Origin of the sequence: Paenibacillus sp. FSL R5-0908 (assembly GCF_038006245.1) — a bacterium.
Taxonomy (GTDB): Bacteria; Bacillota; Bacilli; order Paenibacillales; family Paenibacillaceae; genus Paenibacillus_AQ; species Paenibacillus_AQ odorifer.
Window position 1 is genome coordinate 3,201,747 of sequence record NZ_JBBOUV010000001.1, and the last position, 24,300, is coordinate 3,226,046.

Sequence of the window (24,300 nt, forward strand, 5' to 3'; positions counted from 1 at the left end):
TGTTAAATCATTCATTAATAGGGGGAAGGTTTATGATTCGAAAATTAGGCTTTGCGGCTGACGACCGTCTGTTAATAATTAATGCGGACGATTTCGGAATAACTAAAGGAACTAATGAAGCTATTGTTAACTTATTTGAAGGAAAAGCTATTACATCCACATCTATTATGATGCCTTGCCCAGACTCAAATGACGCTATGAAGATAATTGATTGGAAAGGAATAAAGAATATTGGAATTCATCTAACTCTAACGAGTGGCGAGAAATATCCGTATCAACCAGTATTCAAAGAAAAAATCTTGAGTAGCTTAATTACGGTGGAAGGGTATTTTCATCAAGATGCCACTCTTCTGGAAAGAAACGCTGCTGATGACGAGATTAGAATAGAGTTAGAATCGCAAATCCAAAGTGCAATCGTACAAGACATTGATCCAACTCATCTGGATAGTCATGGGGGGAGTATTATGGGGTTATACACTGGGCGAGATTTTTTAGAAATAGTATTTGATTTGTGTGAAAAGTACCGCCTGCCCTTTAATTTACCTATTAGGATATTAGAACAATCCCTTTTTAATAATGATCAGTTGAGATTGTTTCAAAAAAGAATTTCTTCAGCAAAAGAAAGGGGAGTTTTATTAATCGATGATATAATTTCTCTTCCTTACTGTTTCTACCCTGCTGCAGAATATAGCAAAATGAAAATGAGATTATCTGAATTGTTAATGAATTTAAAACCTGGAATAACACAGTTAACTATACATCCATCTATAATAACAGATCAATTAATAGCAATAACGAAATATTATACAGAAAGAGAATTGGAATATCGTCTTCTAAATGATATTGAAATTAAGCAATTGATTATCAATGAGGAGATTAAACTTATTTCGTGGAAAGACATACGTGATTTACAAAGATGTATTTAGCATATTGTAAAAGGTGCACTTTTTCATTTTTTAATATGAATCTGATAGAACTGTTTAAACTTTGGACTAGCTGGGTAAATAAGCCGTAAGTAATTAAGCAGAAATGCAAATTTCAGGAACATCACGGAAGGAGGTTGAAATCCAATGAATGTGATCGTACATAATCTTATGGCTTACAATCATCAGTTTTTTAGACCTCAACCCGTGGTCAATCCCAAGCAAGGAAAAGCAGACAAAAAGAGAATGAGTTTCCAGGAAGTTCTGAATGAGAAAATGAAAGCGTACAGCACCTACAACAAAAATTAAGGATGAAAGCTATAACCTATGTCTGTTAAAGAAAGCCGGAACGCGATGATCCTAGAGATCATTGCATTCCGGCTTTCTTTAGGGTCTGACCTCAAAAAATTCGCAACTCTTGCGAGAGTAGTAAGTCAGATCACTAACTCTAGATTGAATAACAACATCGAAATCAGTGAAGCGGACAACGGTTGCTCCTGAATTTACTAAATGATCGTCCTGAAATACACGAACAGGTAATTTGCGGTCAACGGCTTCTTGGAAATCGCTGTCGCTTAGCAGCGGGCGGTTAATTGGCATGGGGAATAACTCCTTTGATCATTTAATGAAGTAAGAAATAAAAATAGTATACCTGCGGAAGCACAAGAAATCCAATTTAAGATGAAGTACAAGTATTCTGTGAGGAACATATTTGGACGAAATTCTATACCCCTCCTTAGACATAACATAGATATGAATGTATTAAGAGAGAATTACACCATTTTCTAATCTGTTAAAATATTTATTTGAGTTTTCCTCGTTTCGTAATTATTTCCACCATAAATCGGAAGTTTACCTCCTCAAAAAAAGAATTTAAACCCTGTACACTAATTCTTGTAAGAGAAACCTTTGAAAGGGGTACAGGGGAATGAATAAAGTAAAACACTTGGCGCTATCGTTAGTCGCTATCATGCTCGTAGGTTCACTGGCAGCATGCGGAGGCAACAACGCCGAGAACAAGAACACATCAAACAAAAATGCAGGTAACAACGCAGCAAGCACAAGTGAACCTACTAAGGATGAGGGGTCAGAACCGGCTGAGAAAATCGAACTTTCTTTCTGGACGCTGGGCAACGTGAACTATGAGGATTTAGCGAAGGAGTACACTAAGGAACATCCAAACATTACGATCAAAGTACAAAATACCGGTGACCAAACCGCTCACCATAATAATTTGACCACTGCTTTGTCGGCTGGATCGGGTGCGCCTGATATTTTCCAACTTGAAATCGGTTTCATGGAACGTTTCATCAACGCTCAGGACAAGTTCTATAACCTGAATGATCTGGGTGCCAAAGATATTCAAGCCAATTATCTGGATTGGAAATGGAAACAAGCTTCTTCCGTAGATGGCAGCTTCCAGCTAGGTCTTCCAACAGATATCGGTCCAACGGTTGTATATTACCGCACAGATTTGGCTGAAGAAGCTGGACTGCCAAGTGATTCAGAAGGATTCGGCGCAGCTATTGATACTTGGGATAAGTTCGCAGCTGTTGCCAAAGCTTTCAAAGAAAAAACAGGCAAACCATTTGTAGACCTTACGGATCTTACCTTTAATGCTTTGCGTGACCAATCTGCTGATGAAATCTATTTCAGCAAAGCTGATGGCAGCTTTATCGGAGATACCAATCCGCAAGTCAAAAAAGCTTATGATTTCACGGTTAAAGGTATTCAAGAAGGCTGGATCAGCAATGTTATGCTCTGGTCTCCTGAATGGGGTCAAGGCATGAACGACGGTTCATTTGCAGTAGTTATGGGACCAGCTTGGATGGCAGGAAATGTTAAGAGTAATGCTCCAGATTCCTCTGGAAAATGGAAAATTGCTCAGCTTCCTGAAGGTGCTGGTAACTGGGGTGGTTCGTTCCTGACGCTGCCAAAAGAAGGCAAACACTCGAAAGAAGCTTATGACTTTATCGCATGGATGGATAACAAGGAAAACCAACTGGAATCGTTCAAAACCAAAGGACTTATGCCTTCCATACCTGCACTGTATGAAGATCCTGCATTCGTAGATTTCAAAGATGATTTCTTCGGTGGACAACAAACCGCTGTAGAATTCGGTAAAGCAGCAAACCGGGTAAAACCTGTATACTACGGTCCGCTTCACGACCAAACCGATACTTTCTTCAAAAACGCATTGAAAAATGTGTTGGAGAAAAAAGCAGATCCGACCAAAGAATGGAACGAAGCAGTAAAACAAGCGAAAACATTGGCTGAACGCAGCTAAGATTTTAAGCTTATGAAATTCAATTTCTAGAAGGTCCGGATTCATAGAGTGAAACGTTCTCTGTGAATTCGGATTTACACGTTAGATTACCTGGAGGTGTGACATGGCACAACCTGTTATTTCAAGTCCGCATGCCGAGAGCAAGCGCCGCTTTTTAACTGAACAAAGAAGGAGCCGCATCACTGCTTACACGTTTATTTCGCCCTTTTTTATTCTGTTCTCGATATTTGGACTATATCCGATCTTTTTCACGATCTATCTCTCGTTCTTCAAATGGGATGCCCTGAATCCTATGAAATTTGTAGGGTGGAAAAACTATGATCTGGTCACAAGTGATCCGACCTTTTGGATTTCTTTTAGCAACACTTTAATTATGGGGCTTATGGGTACTGTTCCACAGATATTACTAGCTCTATTGATTGCTGTTTTGTTGAATTCGGCGATGACTCGCTTTAAGAAGACGTTCCGGGTTTTATTTTTTATGCCTAATATTACGTCTATCGTTGCGGTTACGCTCGTGTTCAGTACACTGTTTGGCAACAACGGAATGATCAACTGGATTCTAAACGGCTTGGGACTGGATAGTATGGCCTTCAACTCTGGCTGGTGGGGCGTTAAAATCGCCATTTCTACGATGGTTATGTGGCGGTGGACGGGGTATAATGCCATTATTTTTCTATCAGGCTTGCAAAGTATCCCTACGGATCTATATGAAGCGGCACGTATTGACGGTGCGAACAGAAGACAACAGCTAACCTTTATAACGTTACCGCTATTGAAGCCATTCATTGTATTTGTTACCTTGCTTTCAACTATAGGTGCCTTGCAGCTGTTCACTGAGCCTTATGTATTTTTGGGCCAAGCGGGAACTGGATCTACACGTCAGGAAGGAATCACTATGGTTACTTATTTGTATAGCGAAGCATTCCGCAACGGATTTTTTGGTACGGCAGCAGCTACGGCAGTCTTGCTGTTCCTGGTCACGATTATTTTCTCTGTCCTCAATATGCTGGTCTCAAATCGCATGGGTGGAGATACGGGAGGGGGTAAAGCGTGAGTACGCTGCGTGTATTTAAAAAAGATCCGGATGATCTAGGGATCATCGGCAAGTTAGGATTTTATCTGCTGCTGATTGTTGGTGCGCTCGTGTCCATTTTTCCTTTTTACTGGATGTTTGTAGTTGGCACTAATGACAGAGGCGCAGTATTCCATGTGCCACCTTTGCTTACGGTTGGAGACCAGTTTTTTGAGAATTTCCAGCGGGTACTGGACAAAACAGACTTCTTTCAAGCCTTGGGCAACTCTTTATTTGTCTCATCTATGGTTACAATATCAGTCGTGTTTTTCTGTACACTGGCAGGTTATGCCTTTGCCAAATATGAATTTCCGTTTAAAAATTTTCTGTTCTACTTTGTAATTGCTACATTATTTGTGCCACAGCAGCTTGGTGTATTACCTACTTACGTAATTATGGCCAAGCTCCACTGGATAGACTCTTTCAAGGCACTTATTGTTCCGGCGATGGTTAATGCCTTCGGGATCTTCTGGATGCGGCAGTATATCACTACAGCTGTACATACGGAATTGATTGAAGCAGGCCGGATCGATGGCGGCGGGCATTTCCGGATCTTCTGGAACATCGCTATCCCGGTCATTACTCCAGCTATGGCTACACTAGGTATACTGAATTTTATGACCGTTTGGAATGACTTCTTCTGGCCTTTAGTGGTTCTGAAGAATCAAGAGCATTTCACAATTCAGATTGCGCTCCAGCAGTTGTTCTCCAATCGAGATGGTCTAGACTACGGAATGATCATGTCAGCAACATTTACGGCAACCTTGCCACTGCTGATTGTATTCCTGTTATTTAGCCGCTGGGTGATTGCTGGACTAACTTCAGGAGCTATTAAGAGCTGATCTTACTTTTTGATCTTTACAGGGAATAGGCGGTTTTGTGAAGAATACTAGAGGACAGAGACAGCAGGGGGAAGGGGAATATCATGAAACTCCGCCGTAAAATCTTGTTCGCTATTATTCTTCTCGTCTTTATTCCGGTTATTCTGATGGGGATCGTTACTTACGTTAATTTTTCTAATGCAATGGAGAAAAAATCAAGCAACTTCTACTGGATTTCACTGCTTGAAACGGATCGAAAGCTTAAATTCGCGCTTAGTGAAATCACCTCGATCACGAATTCAAAAATTACGCAGCCGGTTGTTCAGCAATCACTGAAGCAGAAGAACTTTGTAATCACTTATGATCGAAAGCAGGAGCTTAGCAGTTATCTCATTGATCATCCAATGATTACTTCATTTAGTTTTTATAGTAAAGATCGTTTAATTTATCAATACAATGCATCGATGTCCTTTGAGGACTTAAAGAGACAAAGCTGGTTTGACGCGATGGTAGGCGCCGAAGGGCGGCCCGTGTGGTCAGGACCGGGAGAAAATGGCTCGGAGATCTCCGGCAATCCGGTACTTGTACAAGCAAGAGTAATCAAAGATTCATATTCTCTCGAAGATATCGGATATCTGGTTGTTAATGTAAAACCTGATTTATTGGATCAGATTTTCTGGGAAGCAGCAACCCTCAAGAAGGGGGATATTTTGCTGGTCAACAAGCTAGGAAATATCGTTTTTAATAAATCCGGTGAACATATTGGACAACGCACAGATTTCCCCTTTTTACAAAATGATTATGCTAAGGAGCATGACTATTACATCGACAACTATCAGGGGGAAAAATCACTCATAACCTTCCTACCTTCTCATAATGCAGCCTGGTATTTAGTAGCCATTACACCTATGAATCTAATCTCGTCAGAATCTGTATCTATCCGGAATATTGCGATTATTTTAAGTACAGTTTCGCTGTTGTCCGCCATTTTGTTCGACCGCTATTTCGTACGGAGGCTCGTTCATAGTATTAATAGTGCGGTTAACGGGATGAAGCGGGTGAAGCAGGGGATATTTACGCCAATCACTACACCCTATCGTGCTGATGATGAAAGTGATTTGCTGATTGATGGCTTTAATCGGATGAGCACGCAGATCAATGAGCTGCTTGTGCAGGTGGAGACTGAGCAGGGACGTAAGAAGGAAGCAGAAATGCAAGCGCTAATGGCGCAGATTAACCCTCATTTTATTTATAATTCACTCGAATCGATTAATTCGATGGCAGTGCTGCAAGGCAATAAAGATATTAGCAAAATGGTCATCTCACTCGGCAAGCTGCTGCGAATCAGCATCAGTCAGAATCAGGAGCTGATTCCGTTGCATATGGAGTTCGAGCATGTCCGTCATTATTTGGATATCCAGAAGTTTCGTTTTGAAGATAAATTCTCTTATATTATAGATCTTTCGGATGGTCTTAGGACGTTCATGACGCAAAAGCTGATCGTTCAGCCGATTGTTGAGAATGCGCTGTATCATGCGATTGAGCAGATGGAGGACCCAGGGGTCATCGAGATTACGGCCTATGAAATGGGCATGGATATGATCATTATCGTAAAAGATAACGGCCCCGGCTTTGACCTTGCCAAGATGATGAGTCTTTGGGATAACGAGGGAAGTGCTCAGAAGAAATACAGTGATAGCGGCGTGGGGCTTAAAAATGTGCATGAACGCTTGAATATTCGGTTCGGCAGTCCATACGGCATACTAGTGTGTTCATCCCCCGGCTTTGGTTCCACCATCCGAATCCGAATACCAAAAATACTGCCGTAATCGACCATACGGAAAGAAAGGGGGAGAATGTTATCAAAAAATGGTTATTGAAATGGGGCTGGATGTGGTTATATCTAGTGCTGATTTCGGGTGCGGTTTTATTTATAACTTTAGGAAAGCAGGAACCCATTGAAGATGATTCACCAGAGAAAATCACATTAACTTTCCGTCATTTTTGGATTAAAGAGCATGATCGGCCACTGTTGACTATTTATGAAGATATCGTGGACAAATACCAGTTAGAGCATCCAAATGTGAAAGTTAACTTTGAAGGTTTAGACCAGACGTTACACCGTGATCAAAAGCTGAAAAACGAGATGGTTACTGGCACCCCGCCAGATATGTTTGTTTTGTTCGGTGGAGCGGAAATTGAGCCATATGTGCGCTCTAAGCGCCTGATTGATCTGACGGATTTCGTCCGGGAGAATGCACTAACCAATCAATTCAAGGATCTGGATCTCTGGACCTTTGACAACCATATTTATGGCTTGCCCATTGAAGGGAATGCTGAGCCCTTATATTTTAATAAAACCATATTCGAAAAGCTGGGTTTGAAGCCGCCAGAAACGCTGCAAGAGCTTGATGCTGCCATACTAAAGCTGAAGTCGGCAGGATATATTCCATTTGCACTTGGCAACGAGGATCGTTGGCCCGCAGGGATTTTTGCACATTATTTGATGGATCGTTATGCCGGCGCCGACTTGATCGAGAAGCTGATCACTGGTGAAAATCAAGCCAGCTTTCAGAATGAGGCGTATTTAAAGGCTTTTCAGCACTTGGAGCAATGGATCAAAGAAGAAGCCTTCAGCACGAAATCGAATGCGTTATCCACAGAAAATGCGGTGGGACTATTTACGAGCGGCAAGGCTGCGATGTATCTGAACGGAAACTGGGATATCAATTTATTTGCAGGAACAGCAGCTCCTACGGATTTTCAAAATGAGGTAGGTGTTATTCCGTTTCCCACATTGAAGAAGGGGGAACAACCTTCGATTGCCGGCGGTTATACATTCGGTATCGGCCTTTCCTCCGAACTAAGCGGAGCGAAGCGGGAGGCTGCGCTCGATCTCATGAAAGCTTTTTACACCCAGGAGGTTCAGACTCGGATTGTATATGAAGGGTTGAGAATTCCGTCCATGCGCATTGCCTTTGATCCTGAGAAGACAGGACCGGTATTTGCGCAAGTCATGAATATGATGGAAGTTAACCGCAAGAGCTTTGTCCCTTATGATAATGTATTGTCACCAGAAGTGAAAAAAACGTTCCTGAGTGTTATAGAACAGATGATTAACGGAGAAATGTCTGCTGAGCAAGCATTAAAACAAGTGCAGGCATCCTCCATTCAATATTGGAATTTGATCCAAAGCTCAAGTGTACAATGATTCTGGAGGTGCAGGGAATGGATGAGTTACAAGAGAAGTATAAAGTAATAATCGTGGATGATGAGCCGATTATTCTTCGTAGCTTAAAAGCAGCCATTCCATGGAATGATCTTCGTATGGAGATTGTGGGAGAGGCCCGAAATGGAGAATTAGCTCTTCGCTTAATAGAAGACACTTCACCACATATCGTGATTAGCGATATTCGCATGCCCGTGATTGACGGGATTACGTTGATGAAGGAAGTCTTGTCTAAAAACCCGAAGCTGGTGTTTATTTTTATAAGCGGGTACGGAGAGTTCGAATATGCAAGAGAAGCATTACGTCAAGGCGCTTTTGATTATTTATTGAAGCCGATCGATCATGATGAACTGGTTGAAATGCTAAACCGCGCCAGAACCAAGCTGGATGAACAGAAGCAAAATGATCAGCTGATTCATTCTGTCCAGATGCTGTCACTGCTTGCACGTGAACGTCTGTTTGCAGAAATCACTTTGGGAAATGCAAGGCCGCTTGAGCATCTGAAATGGCTGGAGAACAGTGAACTGGAGAGTGGATATTTCATGGCTGTTGTCCAGTTAGATGATTACTCCACACTGAGTAGTCAATGGAGTGTAGAAGAAAAACGGCTATGGCTGTTTGCAATCCGCAATATTGTGGAAGAATGGTCACTGGAGCATGGAGTGCTGACGGTTTTCCCGTTTCATAATGGAGAGTGGATACTACTGTTCCCTGGATCTTTAAGCGCCAGCAGGAGAGAACTTGGTGAACATTTGATAGCAGGAATCAAGAGATACTCCAAGCAGTCTTGTTCCGTGGGCATCAGCCGCACCACACAAGGCATTGATCAATTAAGTACGGTTTACCCTCTGGCCGCGAAGGCCTTATATCAACGGTTCTATTCAGGTCTTGCCGGGGTCTTTATTGATGAAGAGATATCGTTCCCAAGCAGTAAAGAGGTGAAATACCCAAAAGAGCTGGAAACTGCACTGATTGAAAGTATACGTACCTTAAATAGAGACCGGATGTGGTCTTTATTTGATGAGCTTGCTTTATTTATTGAGTCACAAGCTGTTCCTAAGGATATGGCTGAACGTCTTCTAGTTGAATTGATCGTTGTGTTGTACAGAAATTATGAGTATTTGAATATAAATTCAGATTGGTCTTTGCATGGATTACTTAGCAAGATGCACAATCTCGGCACTTTAAATGAAGTGATCTCTGCTTTGAAAGAAGAGTTTGGTGTGCGATTGGAGCAAGGGAACAAGCCTGTGAATCGCGAGGATACGCGTAGCGCCATCGAGAAAGCGAAACGTTATATTGAGAGTAATTACCATAAAGATTTAAGTATTGAGGAAGTAGCGGAGCTGGCTGATCTCAGCATCAGTCATTTCTGCACTTTATATAAGCAAATAACGGGCTATACCTTTTTGGAGTATGTTACACACTGCCGGATGGAGAGGGCGAAGTATATTTTGCAGAGCAGCAACGTAAAAGTGTATCAGATAGCTCCTCTTGTCGGTTATCAGGACCCACGTTATTTTACACAGGTTTTTAAAAAGGCTAGTGGTCAAACACCAACAGAATACCGAGAAGAGCATACTAAGCAGATCCATTAAAGAGGAGGTAAGGGATGGAATTTCATTTGGAGATGATTGTTAAGTGTTTAACGAACCACAAGCTGCAGAAATATTGGAAAGGGTTCGAGGCTGTTTCTTTTGCATTTTATAATAAGGATAACGTGTATCTGTACAATCATCCCAAATTCAAAACGGTAGGATATCATCCACATTTGCTTCCTTGGAGTAATGAATTCTCAGGAGATACAATCATTTTATATGAGGATCACCCTACAGCCATCGTTAATCTGGAATTACATGAAGAATTCGAAGACTTGTACGCCATTTGTGTACACGAATTATTTCACGGTTATCAATTCCTGATGGGAGATGAACGTTATGCAGATGAATTATTGATGATTACCTACCCTTTATCCCTCGAAAATATGGAATTGCGGATTCAAGAAAGACATCATTTATATCTTAGTGTAATGGCAGCTACTAATGATGAGCGAAATCAAGCAATGAACAGATTTATTGCCTTTCGTCAACAAAGAGAGCAGCTGCTCGGGGAGTACGTGCTCAATGAATATCTTATTGAAACGCTGGAAGGACCCGCTTGGTATGTTGAATTAAATGCCTATGCCGAAAAATCCACCCTTCCTAATGAGGAAGTATTGCACAAATTCAGTTCGTATTTAATAGATGAACTTGAATCTTCGGCTAATATCAGAAGAAGCTGCTACGGTTCTGGTCTGTTTATATGTTTGCTGCTGGATGAGCTTCGCACCGATTGGAAAGAAGAGTTTATGAAGTCGGAGTTAAGTTTATATGCGTTTTTTAAGCAATTTGTGGATCAAGTCATCATTCCCTTCGAGAAGATATCTATCAGCAAAGAAACGGAAGATATTATGCAATCGGTCAAAACAATCAGGGAGAAGGAATTCATTGATTTTATCAGCCTGGAAGGGTACCACCTTTATATTGAAGGAGATATAAAATCTACGGGTTTTAATCCTATGGGTATTATTGGTGGAGATGAGAAATGCATTCATAAGAATAATTTACGAATCCAAATTAATGATGCGGAGTATTTTCTGGAAAAGCCAGTGATTAGCTACTATAAAGCTGACCTTCGAAATATTAATAAACTGCACCTAGTACTAGATGAACCTCCAACTTTTAATAAAGATTCGTTAATCCTTAATGGAATTGGTGAGATCAAAGGTCAATACGAAGTGAAGGAAGATGGATGCTGGCTGCAATGCTAACGTAATTTAAATGAGAAGGAGAGTATGACATTTGTCATACTCTCTACTTGATGTTTATGACTTATAGGATGACACTTTATCTTCTATACTAAGAGTAGATGAAAAGATCCTTAGCCGGACACATCAAGGAGGAAACGATATAGATGACTACAAAACAGACATCACAGCTCTCCAGCCTTAAAAAGAGTGTAGCCCCTTACGAGAAAAATGACCGCAACGCAAGTATAAGACAGCTCATCAATACTTTAGGACCACTTGTGCTATTATGGGGCGGAGCTTATTTCTCTTTATCTGTTTCCTATTGGCTCACCCTTCTGTTAGCTATTCCTGCAGCAGGATTTGTAATTCGAACTTTTATTATTTTTCATGATTGCACACATGGATCGTTTTTTAAGAATCGTAAAGCGAATGATATTATCGGAACGATCACGGGTGTCCTGACACTGGTTCCTTATCGGCAGTGGAAACATAGTCATTCCATTCACCACGCCAGCTCCAGTAATCTCGATAAAAGAGGGATCGGCGATATTTGGATTATGACGGTCGAGGAATACACAGCGGCTTCCTTCTGGAAACGTCTATATTACCGGATTTACCGCAATCCCATCGTGATGTTTGGTCTTGGACCGATTGCTGTTTTTATGATTCAGTATCGTTTTAATGTTAAAGGTGCTAGACGCAAAGAGCGGATGAATACCTATTTGACGAATATTTCAATTGCAGCGCTTTATGCCTTGCTGATATGGGCTATCGGCTGGCAGGCATTTCTTATGGTGCAGCTGCCTGTAGCATTTGTATCAGGGTTTCTCGGCATATGGTTGTTCTACGTCCAACATCAGTTTGAAGACTCTTATTTCGAGAATGAATCCGAATGGAGTTATGTGATGGCCGCGGTTGAAGGTAGCTCATATTATAAGCTGCCGAAGGTGCTGCAATGGATTACGGGCAACATCGGCTTCCACCATGTGCATCATTTAAGTCCAAAGGTGCCAAACTATAATTTGGAAAAAGCGCATAACGCGACGCCACCGCTACAAAAAGCAACAACGATTACGATTGGTACCAGCTTGAAGGCCCTTAATTTCCGTCTTTGGGATGAGGAAAATAAACGATTCATCAGCTTCAAAGAGATGAAGTCCATATTAAATAAACCGAAAACTGCAGGCGAGGTCCTGCAAGTTCATAAGCCCAGACTCCAGGGAGAATAATGGCTACATTGTAATCAAATAGCAGCAAAATGGAAGGTTAGAGCCGGAGAACTCATTCGCGCTCTAATCTTTTTTCTCTTTATCGTTGTGGTTCACCGGATTTTACCGGATTTATGCTAGAATAAGGTGAGTGGCATATGGCAAAAAGGAGAGCAAACATGCAGAAGTGGCATCATATTTTTCATAAAAGTACAGGTCTTAGCCCTTATGTATGGGTCGTATTTTATATTCTACCGTTTTATTTCATCTTTCGGTCCTCTTCTCCCTACCAGGTAGTTTCGGGAATCTTGATGATCGCTGTGTTTTTTGTTTGTTATGTGCTTTCTTTTGTCTCCAAGGGTTGGTTAGTTTATTTTTGGACGAGCGTGCAGATACTGGTCTCTATAACGATGACATTGTTGTTTGGATATATGTATTTTGCGCTTTTTTTAGCCTTTTTTATTGGGAATATCCAGAACCGGGTAGGGTTCTTCACCCTGTACTCCATTCATTTGCTGACTACGATTATTACGATTAATTATGAGCTGCTGTCGCGTAATCCCGTATTTATCAGCCAGCTTCCCTTTGTGCTTGTCAGTATGATTGCAGTGATCCTGCTGCCAATCAGTACCTATAACCGTAATAATCAAGGGAAGCTGCAAGACCAATTGGAGGATGCTAATAAGCGAATCTCAGAATTGGTTAAGCTCGAGGAACGCCAGCGGATTTCACGTGATCTTCACGATACATTAGGTCAGAAGCTTTCGTTAATTGGTCTGAAAAGTGACTTGGCAGGAAAGCTTATCGACAGTAATCCGACGCAAGCAAAAGCCGAGATCAATGATGTACGCCAGACGGCAAGAAGTGCACTGAAGGAGGTCCGGGAAATGATTACGCGAATGCGCGGCATTCGGCTTGAGGACGAACTCGTTCATATACAGCAGTTTCTTGCGGCTGCGGAGATCGACTATGTTTTACAAGGCAATCCTAAACTGTCTAACACTTCATTGATTACGGAGAATGTGCTCAGCATGTGTATTAAGGAAGCTGTCACAAATGTTGTGAAGCATAGTAATGCACAATCTTGCTCAATTATCATTGAACCCACACGCACAGACCTCATCATTAAAGTGAAAGATGATGGAACCGGCATCCCGGGCAATGATCTTTATTTTAAAGGACATGGGCTGCAAGGTATGCGGGAACGTCTTGAATTTGTAAATGGCTGTATGGATATCGTGCGGGATGAGGGTACTACGATAGTGATTAAGGTCCCAAATGCATTTAAACATCCGGAACAGGAGGTAACCGTATAATGATTAAGATTGTAATCGCTGAGGATCAGCGAATGCTTCTTGGAGCGCTGGCATCTTTGTTGGATTTAGAAGAGGATATGAAGGTCATGGGCCGGGCAAGCAACGGGGAAGAAGCTGTAGCGATGGTTCAGCAGCATAAGCCGGATATCTGTATTATGGATATTGAGATGCCAGCGATGAGTGGTCTCGACGCTGCGGAAGCGCTGAAGAATAGCGGCTGCAAAACGATGATATTAACCACCTTTGCCCGTGCGGGATATTTCGAACGTGCGCTCAAGGCGGGAGTTCATGCTTATCTGCTGAAAGACAGTCCTAGCGAAGAACTGGCACTTTCGATACGTAATGTGATGGCAGGCCGACGCATGTATGCACCGGAGCTAATGGATGAAGCCTACAGCGGTGAAGTAAATCCTCTGACTCAGCGGGAGAAGGAAGTGCTTGGACTCATTGCCGACGGCAAAAATACAAAAGAGATCGCCAGCCAGCTGTACATTACCACGGGAACAGTCCGGAATTACATCTCTGTTATACTAGATAAGCTGGATGTAGGTAACCGCATCGAGGCTATCACTCGATTTAAGGAAAAAGGTTGGTTTAAGTGAGCGGGGCTAAGAAACGATTGGTTGGTTGAAGCAGCTTGTAAACGTGAATCGCTGATCGCTAATTGCTGATCGCTAATTGCTCATTCCTACTTTATGCTCACCAATCGCAAATAGATGTATTTCCTACAACTATATGCTATAAAATGCGCTGCAGATGCGATTTAGTTGCATTTCTTACATCTAAAAGTTCGCTTAGAGGGCATTTCCATTATTTTTCGGGGAAATAGTTGTAGAGAATGCAGTTAAAGAGTTGTCTAAGCAGAAAATATACTTATAATTGTACTGAGTGCAGCTATTTCTTTATTAGCATTAGTGAAATTCAATATAATCCGCTAAAAATAAAATTTTTAATGTTATTTTGATGTTAACACTCGCCAAATGTTCCCGCGCCGTATATCATTAATTATCGGCCTATTATTCTCAATAGGACAGTTAATCAAAAGGAAGTGTATTTTCTGATGTCAAGAAAGCTAAGAGCCGGCATAGTTGGCGGCACAGGTATGGTAGGACAACGTTTTATTGCCCTTTTAGAGAATCATCCTTGGTTTGAAGTAACTGCGATTGCTGCCAGTGCTAGATCTGCTGGAAAAACGTATGAAGAATCGGCCAAGGGCAGATGGAAGTTATCTACTCCAATGCCTGAGAACGTAAAGAATATTATGGTCCAAGATGCTTCTAAGGTAGAAGAAGTAGCTGCGGATGTAGATTTGATCTTTTGTGCTGTAGACATGAAAAAAGATGAGATTAAAGCGCTCGAAGAAGCTTACGCGCGCACCGGAACGCCAGTAATCTCCAATAACTCAGCGCATCGCTGGACGCCTGACGTGCCTATGGTCATTCCTGAGATTAATCCGGAGCATCTTGAGGTTATTGCACAGCAAAGAAAACGTCTGGGAACAGAGACAGGTTTCATTGCGGTTAAACCTAACTGCTCCATTCAAAGTTATGTGCCTGCGCTTCATGCGCTCAAAGATTTCAATCCATCTAAAGTGGTAGTCACCACCTATCAAGCTATTTCTGGAGCAGGAAAAACTTTTGCGGACTGGCCAGAAATGCTGGACAACGTGATTCCTTACATCGGTGGCGAAGAAGAGAAGAGCGAGCAAGAGCCTTTGCGGATCTGGGGAAGCGTTCAAGAAGAGGGTATCGTAAAGAGTGAAGCGCCAACGATTACTTCGCAGTGTATCCGTGTGCCTGTAGCGGATGGACATATGGCTGCTGTATTTGTTTCTTTTGAGAAAAAACCGTCCAAAGAAGAGATTCTGAATCTCTGGAAGAGCTTTAAAGGACGTCCTCAGGAGCTTGAACTACCTAGCGCTCCTAAACAGTTCATTACCTATTTTGAAGAGGACAATCGTCCACAGACCAAGCTGGATCGTGATATCGAGAACGGAATGGGTGTATCGACGGGCAGACTTCGGGAAGATGCCCTCTATGATTACAAATTCGTAGGTCTCTCCCATAACACCCTGCGCGGAGCAGCTGGCGGTGCTGTGTTGATCGCTGAGCTTCTGAAAGCAGAAGGTTATATTCAACCGAAATAAGTCCATGCATGAGCTGCAAAGCTGATGTGAATAGCACCTCATCAAAGCTTAGTCTTTGGTGGGGTGTTTTTATTTTAATTTTGAATTTGGTAAAATAAGTTATGGAAGGAGAGGGTACCTTTGAATAAATATTTATTAGCTTTTATATGGTTACCATTAATCCTGTTTACAAGCGGTTGTACATCGTCAACTCAAGAGGAACAAGAGTATGGAGTATCCTCTATAAATGCCGAAATTCCTATTCCGAAGAAGGCCAAAGAAATCGAAGTGATAACAAATTCAAATAACCCTAATATAAAAATTGGAGCAAAGTACGAGTTGGATAATATAGGGGGAGAACAAGGTCTTTATCGGCTTGAAGGCTATTTTAATAAATTAAACGATGCTGGATGGATAGAGCTGGAGGACAAGCGGTTAGGGCATGTGCAATTTTTTGACAAAGAGGACACCATCATCGCCATCGAAATACATCAGGATACCTTTGATATTCATGAAATGAATAAAGATGCTAAATTCTAAACAGTGGCTGGATAGATGAAGCATTTGTTATTACTTAAACAGAAAGGTTGAGAGTGTGGTAAGATAGGTGAAGTGTATAAACTATACGAATTCTGAATGACTGACGGAGTGATATGATGGGTGCAAAAAGTAAAGGTGGCGGCACAGGCAGAGGTACGGGGAGTAAAGGCTGGACACGCTGGAACAAAACAGCAAAACCAGTTAAACCTGCTAAAGGTGACCCAACGACGGGTCCAGGTGCTAAAGGTGCAAGTGGAAGCAAGGGCAGTAACGTGAAAAAAAGCGGAAGCACCAAATAGCTCCCTTAAACTGGGTTATTCCTGAAGGTTAACATCTGATTTTGATCGTTAAAATCAGGTGTTTTTTTATGACTAGAGGTAAGTATATAGGATGAAAGTAGGATCAGCAGTGAGAATCGATAAATATATAAGCGAAACAGGCTTTTGTTCCAGAAGGGAAACCAAGCGATTAATTGCAGCAGGTCGAATCGCTGTGAACGGTATTGTCTGTGAGGCGAACATTCTTATAGAGCCAGAGGATATCGTATGGATCGATGGGGAGCCGATAACAAGCAGTAAAGGGGAGCCAGTGTATCTCGCTTTGAATAAGCCGATAGGCATTACCTGTACAGCAGCACCACATGTGGCTGGGAACATTATTGATTTTGTAGGGTATCCTTCACGGATCTTTGCGATCGGCAGATTAGATAAAAACTCGGAAGGCCTCATTTTGTTAACCAACGATGGAGAGATCGTAAATAAAATGATGCGTTCCGAGAATGGGCATGAAAAAGAATATGTAGTTCATGTAGATAAACCGGTTACGTCAGAATTCTTACAAGCGATGTGTAGCGGTGTGAACATTCTTGGAGTCACAACGAAACCTTGTGAGGTCTATCGGATCACAGAATGTCAGTTTAGAATTATCCTAACTCAAGGTCTTAATCTGCAAATACGCAGAATGTGCAAGGAGTTAGGATATAGAGTACTAAAGCTGGAGCGCATAAGAATTATGAATATTACATTAGAAGGCTTGGAGATGGGACAATGGCGGCATTTAAGCAGTGAAGAGCTGTACGAGCTTATGTCCCGCTTAAACTGACTTTGTCAACAAAGCCTCTGGCAGTTGTTGTAATATCTTCAGCTCCGGCAATCGCTGAGATAACAGAGATCCCATCCGCACCAGCTGCTAATACTGGTGCAACATTTTGCAGTGTGATTCCCCCAATGCCAACCAAAGGGATGATAATGCCTTTATTTCTTAGTTCTTCAATAATCGTAGTGCCTTGAACAGCTTTGGCATCCTCCTTGGATGACGTAGGATAAATGGGACCCACGCCCAGATAGTCGGCTCCATCGGCAATCGCCTGCTGAGCTTCAGCGAAGGAGTGAGCGGATACACCAATGATTTTATTCTCTCCAAGTAGCTGGCGGATCGCCAATGCAGGTGTATCCTCCTGTCCTACATGAATTCCGTCCGCATCAAGTGCGATCGCTAAATCAATGTCGTCATTCACGATAAAGGGCACGCCATGGGCATGACAGATCTTTTGAAGTCGTCTCCCAAGATTAAGTCGCGCCTTATCGCTTAAGGATCCGGTACCCTTTTCACGGAATTGAAACATGGTTATACCCCCAGCAACCGCTTCCTGCAGCACCTTAACTGGAGCTTTACGGCAATTTACGCTGCCCATAATGAAATAGACTTTTAATAGATCTCGCAGATGTTCACTATTCATTCGTTGCACTGTTTATCCCTCGCAGTCTGTTCTGATACGCAAAATGATTGGTTGGTCCATGTCCAGCCCCTATGCCCAGCTCGTCCTCAATCGCCGCTTGTACAAACGCTTTGGCTGTTTGTATGGCCTCTGCTACGGATTTGCCTTTGGCTAGCTCGGCGGTGACTGCTGCTGAATAGGTGCAGCCTGTACCATGCGTATGTCTGGTCTGAATCCGGCTACTCTCTAATAAGGTATATTCGTCACCATCATATAGAAGATCGGTTACGGCTGTGGTCGAGGTATCATGTCCCCCTTTTAGCACTACATATTTGGAGCCCATGCCATGAATGATTTTGGCCGCTTTTTTGCGTTCTTCGATGGTGGTGATCGTCATCTTTGTGATCATTTCGGCTTCGGGAATATTGGGTGTCGTCACCAATGCTAAGGGCAGCAGATGGCTGATTAAGGATTGAACCGCCTCCTGCAGCAGCAGTGTGGACCCTCCTTTAGCGACCATCACAGGATCAATTACAAGACTAGACCAGCCGTAATGCTTAATTTTATCTGCCACAATGCGGATGATGTCACTGTTAAATAACATCCCGGTCTTTACGGCATCTGGTTGCAGGTCAAGTCCTATAGAATCAAGCTGCTGATTTATAGCTTCCAGAGTCACTGGATAAACCCCTTGGACACCCAGCGTATTCTGCGCTGTCACAGCAGTGAGGACGGACATGCCATAGACAGAAAGCTCCTGAAAGGTTTTTAGATCTGCCTGAATGCCAGCTCCACCGCCGCTGTCGGAGCCGGCAATGGTTAGAGCTTTGGATATAATCATCGAATTCACTCCTTTGAGGGTCATTAACTGAGCTGTTTAATACTAGATCTTTCTAGAAAGACTTCTGGCGTTACCCATGTCAGTTGATTTAGAAACTCAACCTGAAAGCTTCCCGGCCCTTGACCAGTTGTTAGTTCAGCGGCGATTTCAGCTGCTACTCCATAGAAGGAGAGGGCTTCCACTGCGGCCTCCAACGAGGCACCTCCACTTACCGCGAGAAATGCACCCACAACAGCGCTGAGCAAGCAGCCAGTTCCTGTAACCTTCGTGAGAATAGGGTGACCGTTGCTGGCAATATAAGTGTTTTTTCCATTCGTGATCACATCGTCTTTTCCAGTTATGATGACCACACAGCTTAACTTCCTCGCAGCAGCTTCAGCCAAAAGAACTACATCGCCTTCACCTTCGCCAGCATCCACCCCTTTAATGGACCAGCTCTCCCCAATGACATTAGCGACTTCAGCCACATTCCCCCGCAGTGCGGTGATTTGCATCTCATTCACTAGCTTTTGAGTGACAGCGGTCCGATAAGAAGTTGCGCCTGCACCTACCGGGTCAAGCACCAGGGGAACCCCGTGTTTATTAGCGGATTTACCAGCGAGCAACATTGATTGAATGGCGTAGTCATTGAGAGTGCCGATATTTAGAACGACAGCAGACGACATAGCGGCGATGTCGATCACTTCTTCGTGGGCATCCGCCATAAAGGGAGAGGCACCCAGCGCTAACAGACCGTTGGCTGAGAAATTGGCTACTACAATATTTGTGATGTTGTGGATCAACGGGTTGGCTTCCCGTACTTTGGCTAAATAACTCATCATAATTCCTCCTCAAGATTGGATAAATAATTAACTAAATGCTACAGATTGATAAAAGCTTCCTGTGCTTTAATATCTTCTGGTAGAAGATCGTTGGTGGATAACCACACCTGAACCTTTTCCCATGATGTCGGGTCTTGATAACCAAAAGATTGATCGCCAGCATTCATCAGCGGCAGTAGAATCTCAAGACTTTTTTTCTCAATCTCCTTGTCGAGCGGTGAAGTTGCATCTTCATGTGCAACCAGTAAATCCAGGGCTTGTTCAGGATTCTGCTCCACAAATTCCTGTCCTTTTGTTATGGCATTTAGAAATTTTTTAAAGTAAGCTTCAGAATTTTGCAATCCTTGTTCGCTGGCCACCAGCACAAGCTCATAATAGTCAGGTACTCCGTAATCCGTTGGATTAAGCGAGGTGACCGAATGCCCCTCTTTTTCAAGGATCAGTTGTTCATGGTTGATAAACCCGCCCATTATTGCGTCCACTTGTCCTGTAGAGATCGCAGGGATAAGGTCAAAACCTACGTCAATCAGCTTGGCGGATGAAGGATCGCCTCCATCACTCTGGATCATTGTCCGAATCATCGCTTCATAGAGCGGAATGGAGGAATAGCCGATTTTTTTTCCAGCGAGCTCTTTGGGACTATGAATACTGCCAGCCTGAGGAACCATCAGATGATTCAGTGGATGCCGCACGATTGCTGCAATCGAACGTACAGGGATTTTCTCGCCGCGTGCCATAAGCACCTGAGGCTGATAGCTGAGCGCTAGATCAATTTGATTTGCTGCTACAAGCTTTAGGGCATCATTGCTGTCCGCAGGCATTTTGATCTCGACATCCAAACCTTCCTCTTGGAAAAAACCTTGCTGTTGCGCAGCGTATAGAAAGGAATGAACGGCATTGGGATACCAATCAAGCATAATCGTCAGCTTGTGTGACTGCTTATTTTCGGTATTGGAGGAACCGGTTTGGGAGTTGTTATTTAGCTTGTCTGCCTTCCCGCAGCTGCTTAAGAGCAAAAGTGTGCATACTAGAAATACAGAAATAAGTCCTCGTTGTGGGGATTTTAAATGATTCATTGGTTAGATCCTCTTTTCTTTAAAAATAATTGTTCGAGTAAAGCTATCGCCAGAAAAAGCACAACACCAAGCGCGGACAACAGAAATACAGCCGCGAACATTTCATCGCTCTGCATATTTCCGGCCATTCTGCGGCTGAAGTAACCGAGTCCTTTACTGCCGCCGAGCCATTCCCCGATAGTAGCTCCGATGACGCAGTATACAATGGACAGCTTTAAGCCAGAGAAAAAGGCAGGCAACGCCAGTGGAATTTGGGTTTTGACAAGCAGCTGCCAGCGGTTTGCACCAAATGTTAATAATAAGTCCTTGTAGGTCTGGCCACTTGTACGAAGTCCATCATATGTACTCACTACGACTGGAAAAAAAGCCGTCAAAAACACCACAGCCACTTTGCTCCACAGCGAATATCCGAACCACATAATAAAAATGGGGGATAGCGCAATTAATGGGATCGTCTGGCTAATGATAAGGAAGGGATAGATGGCCTTTTCTATGGGGCGATACAGGAACATTCCAGTGCCCAGCAATACACCACAAACCACAGAAAGGACAAAACCCACCAGTATCTCCTGTAACGTTGCCAATAAATGCTGTCCGAATAATAATTGCCTGTGCTCGATCAATGCGAAGCCAATAGATGAAGGTGCAGGGAGAATAAAGGCTGGAATCATGTGAAGGCGAACAGCTGACTCCCAGATTACAAGAATGAGCAGTACCAGAAGAACGAAGGGACCATAATTGTCTAGATGTTTTTTAAAAGGTATAGGTCGCATGTGATCTCCGCTCCAGCTCTGCCCGCAGTGCTATAAACCGGGGTTCGTAGTTCATCTTATAATGTCTTGGCCTTGGTAGATCCACAACGATCTCCTGTAATTCGCTGTGCGCACCGCCAGATAATAAATAAATCCGGTCACTGAGCAATAGTGCTTCTTCCAGATCATGAGTGATGAGCATAATCGTCTGATTCAGTTCACCCCATAACTCCAACAGCCAACGGTGTATCTCACGTTTGGTCATGGCATCGAGAGCACCAAAGGGCTCATCCAGCAGCATAAGACCACTTCCGCCTCCAGCCACTAAGGTGCGCAGAAATGCGACTCGCTGTTTCATTCCTCCCGAAAGTTCATGGGGATAAGCCTTCTCTACATCTGCTAAGCCGAAGCGGACCAACATTTCCCGAATCTGAGTGATCGTATCCTGTTTACTAAATCTGGGCTTGATCTCCCAGGGCAAAAGGCAGTTGTCGAGCACTGTTCTCCAAGGCAGCAATAAATCCTGCTGAGGCATATAAGCGATCTGGCCTAAACGACTAGCGGTTGAGGGGTTCGTAGAGAGTTTTATTTTTCCGTGAGTAGGTTCGAGTAAACCGGCAATCGTTTTGAAAAATGTACTTTTCCCGCATCCGCTAGCACCTACTACGGAGACGAATTCCCCTTGCCTGATATCCATGGATAGATTTGCGAATACAGGGGGTTGTTCAGTTTCCGGAAAAGAGTAGGTTAGGCCTTGAATAGATAAAATGGTCGTGATGATCTAACCTCCTAATATTTTTGTGGAGCGCCTAAACAAATAAAGACCCATTCATTTCCAGAGGAAATGAATGGGTCAAAAAGTTCATTCTGCATAATAACACTAAACATGCTTGATGAAAATTCCGCTCCACTTCCCTCCGCTGGTATGATCCAGATCAGGTTCCAAGGGTCCGGAGCTTGAAGCTCCGTCTCAGTCGGCCGACTCCCCTAGTGAAATAACAGGTCCATATTAATTTGTTTATAAATATACCATATCTTTCTGAGAAGTAAAGAGAGAAAGAAGTGAAGGATTAATCCAAGATTGGGTAAGATATAAGTAGAAATCTAGTTAATATTACAATTCCGATGTATATAATCGGAAAAAAGTATTGACGATCATGTGATGGCAGTGTACTATTCAATTTACCGGAAAAAAACCGGATAGAGAGAGGGGATTTAATAATGAAAAAATGGAGTTTAACTATTATATTGGCGTTAACCGTGGTCCTTGTAGCGGCTTGCGGCAATAATTCGAATACCAATACGGCTGCTGAACCAACAGCTGGAACGATTGGTGGAGCAGCATCTTCAGCGCAAAACAGTTTGGAGGCTGTGAAGGCCAGCGGCAAATTGCGGATAGGTACAGAAGGGACTTATGCACCTTTTACTTATCATGACACTGCGGGGAAATTGACTGGTTTTGACGTAGAAATTGCCGAAGAAGTAGCCAAACGTTTAGGTGTTGAAGCTGAATTTTTTGAAACTCAGTGGGATGGTATTTTTGCTGGGATGGATGCGAAACGGTTTGATGTCATTTTCAATGAAGTTTCCATTAACGAAGATCGCAAAGTGAAATATGATTTCTCTGAACCCTATATTGTATCCAAGGCAGTATTGATCGTGAGCGAAAACAATGAGGATATTAAGACCTTTGCTGATCTAAAGGGTAAAAAAGCCGGACAATCCCTGACAAGTAACTTATCCGACATCGCTCGTGAGAACGGTGCTGAAATCGTAGCTACGGACGGTTTCAATCAAGCGATGGACCTGCTGACTTCGGGACGTATTGATGCAACTGTGAATGATGGCTTGTCTTATCTGGATCTGAAAAAACAAAAACCAGATGCAAAAATTAAAGTGGTTGACGAGATTCCTGAAGGATCACAAAGTGCCGCGGTATTCCTGAAAGGCAATGATGAGCTGGTGAAAGCGGTCAGTGATGCGATTAAAGAGATGAAAAGTGATGGAACGTACTTGAAAATTTCCGAGAAATACTTTGGAGCTGACGTTTCAAAATAATACAAGGCTAGCAAGGCTAATTAAGCCTGGAAGCTAAAAAGGATGTCTGAATAATGGATGACCGCAAAATACAAATTTTCTTAGATACACTGCTACCCCTGCTTAAAGCCGGGGTGGCTTTTACCATTCCGTTGGCGCTGCTTTCCTTTGTGCTTGGATTGATTTTGGCGATCCTAACCGCGTTGGCACGTCTTTCACCGTGGGTAATTCCGAAGCTAATCGCCCGTTTTTATGTATGGGTCATTCGGGGAACCCCGTTGTTAGTGCAGCTATTTATTATTTTTTATGGTTTGCCGGCTGTTGGTATTGTACTCGACCCTTTCATTGCCGCCACCATTGGATTTACCCTTAGCGTAGGGGCTTATTCATCGGAAATCGTACGCGCTGCTATCCTGTCGATACATAAAGGCCAGTGGGAAGCTGCCTTCTCAGTTGGTATGACTCGTGGGCAGGCTCTGCGCCGCGTAATTCTGCCACAAGCTGCACGCGTTTCTGTACCGCCGTTATCCAATTCTTTTATTAGCTTGGTCAAAGATACATCGCTTGCAGCGATCATCACCTATACGGAGATGTTTAGAACTGCTCAGCAGGTAGCTTCTACCACTTATGAGCCTTTGCTGGTATACTCCGAAGCAGGATTGTTTTATTTAGTGTTCTGTTCTGTGCTGTCGGCGCTGCAAAATTACTTGGAGAAACGACTCGATCGTTACTCTGCGACCTAAA

At 43.0% G+C, this 24,300-nt stretch carries 25 protein-coding genes and 1 riboswitch; of the genes, 18 read left to right on the forward strand and 7 right to left on the reverse strand.

Annotated elements, in window-relative coordinates; genetic code table 11:
- Window positions 1-32: 32 nt before the first annotated feature.
- Window positions 33-926 (forward strand): polysaccharide deacetylase family protein, encoded by an 894-nt coding sequence (locus MKZ09_RS14230; RefSeq protein WP_076202576.1) that lies wholly within the window; start codon window positions 33-35, stop codon window positions 924-926.
- A 144-nt stretch (window positions 927-1,070) separates the two neighbouring features.
- Window positions 1,071-1,232, forward strand: coding sequence for a hypothetical protein (locus MKZ09_RS14235; protein WP_172628809.1), 162 nt, complete (start codon window positions 1,071-1,073; stop codon window positions 1,230-1,232).
- Between the two features lie 78 nt (window positions 1,233-1,310).
- On the opposite strand, the gene MKZ09_RS14240 is transcribed toward MKZ09_RS14235, so the two are convergent.
- The gene (locus tag MKZ09_RS14240; RefSeq protein WP_076125931.1) at window positions 1,311-1,523 is read right to left on the reverse strand and encodes a hypothetical protein; all 213 of its coding nucleotides are present in this window, start codon (window positions 1,521-1,523) and stop codon (window positions 1,311-1,313) included.
- Between the two features lie 328 nt (window positions 1,524-1,851).
- Between MKZ09_RS14240 and MKZ09_RS14245 the strand changes: the two genes are divergently transcribed.
- From MKZ09_RS14245 to MKZ09_RS14310, 14 genes are all read left to right on the forward strand, one after another.
- On the forward strand, window positions 1,852-3,210 hold the full coding sequence (locus tag MKZ09_RS14245) for an ABC transporter substrate-binding protein (RefSeq protein ID WP_076135514.1): 1,359 nt from the start codon (window positions 1,852-1,854) through the stop codon (window positions 3,208-3,210).
- 103 nt (window positions 3,211-3,313) lie between these two features.
- Window positions 3,314-4,267 carry a carbohydrate ABC transporter permease gene (locus MKZ09_RS14250; protein WP_036686279.1) on the forward strand — a complete coding sequence of 318 codons (954 nt, stop codon included), beginning with the start codon at window positions 3,314-3,316 and terminating at the stop codon, window positions 4,265-4,267.
- Window positions 4,264-5,127, forward strand: a complete 864-nt coding sequence (locus tag MKZ09_RS14255; protein WP_038570403.1) for a carbohydrate ABC transporter permease — start codon at window positions 4,264-4,266, stop codon at window positions 5,125-5,127. The genes MKZ09_RS14250 and MKZ09_RS14255 overlap by 4 nt, the downstream gene beginning before the upstream one ends.
- Before the next feature lie 83 nt (window positions 5,128-5,210).
- Window positions 5,211-6,935, forward strand: coding sequence for a cache domain-containing sensor histidine kinase (locus MKZ09_RS14260; RefSeq protein ID WP_076202580.1), 1,725 nt, complete (start codon window positions 5,211-5,213; stop codon window positions 6,933-6,935).
- Between the two features lie 62 nt (window positions 6,936-6,997).
- Window positions 6,998-8,317, forward strand: a complete 1,320-nt coding sequence (locus MKZ09_RS14265) for an ABC transporter substrate-binding protein (protein ID WP_076135753.1) — start codon at window positions 6,998-7,000, stop codon at window positions 8,315-8,317.
- A gap of 17 nt (window positions 8,318-8,334) precedes the next feature.
- Entirely contained in the window at window positions 8,335-9,933 is a 1,599-nt protein-coding gene (locus MKZ09_RS14270) for a response regulator (protein ID WP_076202583.1), read from the forward strand.
- 14 nt (window positions 9,934-9,947) lie between these two features.
- Window positions 9,948-11,144 carry a hypothetical protein gene (locus MKZ09_RS14275; RefSeq protein WP_076135518.1) on the forward strand — a complete coding sequence of 399 codons (1,197 nt, stop codon included), beginning with the start codon at window positions 9,948-9,950 and terminating at the stop codon, window positions 11,142-11,144.
- Window positions 11,145-11,287: 143 nt separating this feature from the next.
- Window positions 11,288-12,352, forward strand: a complete 1,065-nt coding sequence (locus tag MKZ09_RS14280; protein WP_076135520.1) for a fatty acid desaturase — start codon at window positions 11,288-11,290, stop codon at window positions 12,350-12,352.
- Window positions 12,353-12,510: 158 nt separating this feature from the next.
- A complete protein-coding gene (locus MKZ09_RS14285) occupies window positions 12,511-13,647 on the forward strand; it encodes a sensor histidine kinase (RefSeq protein ID WP_076135522.1) in 1,137 nt (378 codons plus the stop codon).
- A complete protein-coding gene (locus MKZ09_RS14290; RefSeq protein ID WP_076202586.1) occupies window positions 13,647-14,249 on the forward strand; it encodes a response regulator transcription factor in 603 nt (200 codons plus the stop codon). The genes MKZ09_RS14285 and MKZ09_RS14290 overlap by 1 nt, the downstream gene beginning before the upstream one ends.
- Before the next feature lie 458 nt (window positions 14,250-14,707).
- Window positions 14,708-15,793 (forward strand): aspartate-semialdehyde dehydrogenase, encoded by a 1,086-nt coding sequence (gene asd, locus MKZ09_RS14295; RefSeq protein ID WP_036686293.1) that lies wholly within the window; start codon window positions 14,708-14,710, stop codon window positions 15,791-15,793.
- A gap of 120 nt (window positions 15,794-15,913) precedes the next feature.
- Entirely contained in the window at window positions 15,914-16,312 is a 399-nt protein-coding gene (locus MKZ09_RS14300) for a hypothetical protein (protein WP_076202589.1), read from the forward strand.
- A 116-nt stretch (window positions 16,313-16,428) separates the two neighbouring features.
- Complete coding sequence (locus MKZ09_RS14305; protein WP_038570418.1) at window positions 16,429-16,611, forward strand: DUF3934 family protein; 183 nt, start codon at window positions 16,429-16,431, stop codon at window positions 16,609-16,611.
- A 109-nt stretch (window positions 16,612-16,720) separates the two neighbouring features.
- Window positions 16,721-17,413, forward strand: coding sequence for a pseudouridine synthase (locus MKZ09_RS14310; protein ID WP_076135755.1), 693 nt, complete (start codon window positions 16,721-16,723; stop codon window positions 17,411-17,413).
- Here MKZ09_RS14310 and thiE read toward each other — a convergent pair.
- The 6 genes from thiE to MKZ09_RS14340 are packed head-to-tail and all read right to left on the reverse strand — an operon-like array spanning window position 17,394 to window position 22,216.
- Window positions 17,394-18,050, reverse strand: coding sequence for a thiamine phosphate synthase (thiE, locus tag MKZ09_RS14315; protein ID WP_076135527.1), 657 nt, complete (start codon window positions 18,048-18,050; stop codon window positions 17,394-17,396). The two genes, MKZ09_RS14310 and thiE, sit on opposite strands and share 20 nt — an antisense overlap.
- Window positions 18,043-18,870, reverse strand: a complete 828-nt coding sequence (gene thiD, locus MKZ09_RS14320) for a bifunctional hydroxymethylpyrimidine kinase/phosphomethylpyrimidine kinase (RefSeq protein WP_076202592.1) — start codon at window positions 18,868-18,870, stop codon at window positions 18,043-18,045. The genes thiE and thiD overlap by 8 nt, the downstream gene beginning before the upstream one ends.
- A 23-nt stretch (window positions 18,871-18,893) precedes the next feature.
- Window positions 18,894-19,688, reverse strand: coding sequence for a hydroxyethylthiazole kinase (gene thiM / locus MKZ09_RS14325; protein ID WP_111503702.1), 795 nt, complete (start codon window positions 19,686-19,688; stop codon window positions 18,894-18,896).
- Between the two features lie 41 nt (window positions 19,689-19,729).
- A complete protein-coding gene (locus tag MKZ09_RS14330; protein ID WP_076202595.1) occupies window positions 19,730-20,767 on the reverse strand; it encodes an ABC transporter substrate-binding protein in 1,038 nt (345 codons plus the stop codon).
- Entirely contained in the window at window positions 20,764-21,540 is a 777-nt protein-coding gene (locus MKZ09_RS14335) for an ABC transporter permease (protein WP_081394202.1), read from the reverse strand. The genes MKZ09_RS14330 and MKZ09_RS14335 overlap by 4 nt, the downstream gene beginning before the upstream one ends.
- Window positions 21,521-22,216, reverse strand: coding sequence for an ABC transporter ATP-binding protein (locus MKZ09_RS14340; protein ID WP_179089527.1), 696 nt, complete (start codon window positions 22,214-22,216; stop codon window positions 21,521-21,523). The genes MKZ09_RS14335 and MKZ09_RS14340 overlap by 20 nt, the downstream gene beginning before the upstream one ends.
- Window positions 22,217-22,414: 198 nt before the next feature.
- Window positions 22,415-22,518, reverse strand: a riboswitch (TPP riboswitch).
- 222 nt (window positions 22,519-22,740) lie between these two features.
- Here MKZ09_RS14340 and MKZ09_RS14345 point away from each other — a divergent pair.
- Window positions 22,741-23,577, forward strand: coding sequence for an amino acid ABC transporter substrate-binding protein (locus tag MKZ09_RS14345; RefSeq protein ID WP_076202600.1), 837 nt, complete (start codon window positions 22,741-22,743; stop codon window positions 23,575-23,577).
- A gap of 53 nt (window positions 23,578-23,630) precedes the next feature.
- Complete coding sequence (locus MKZ09_RS14350; RefSeq protein ID WP_036686309.1) at window positions 23,631-24,299, forward strand: amino acid ABC transporter permease; 669 nt, start codon at window positions 23,631-23,633, stop codon at window positions 24,297-24,299.
- The last annotated feature ends 1 nt before the right edge of the window (window position 24,300 follow it).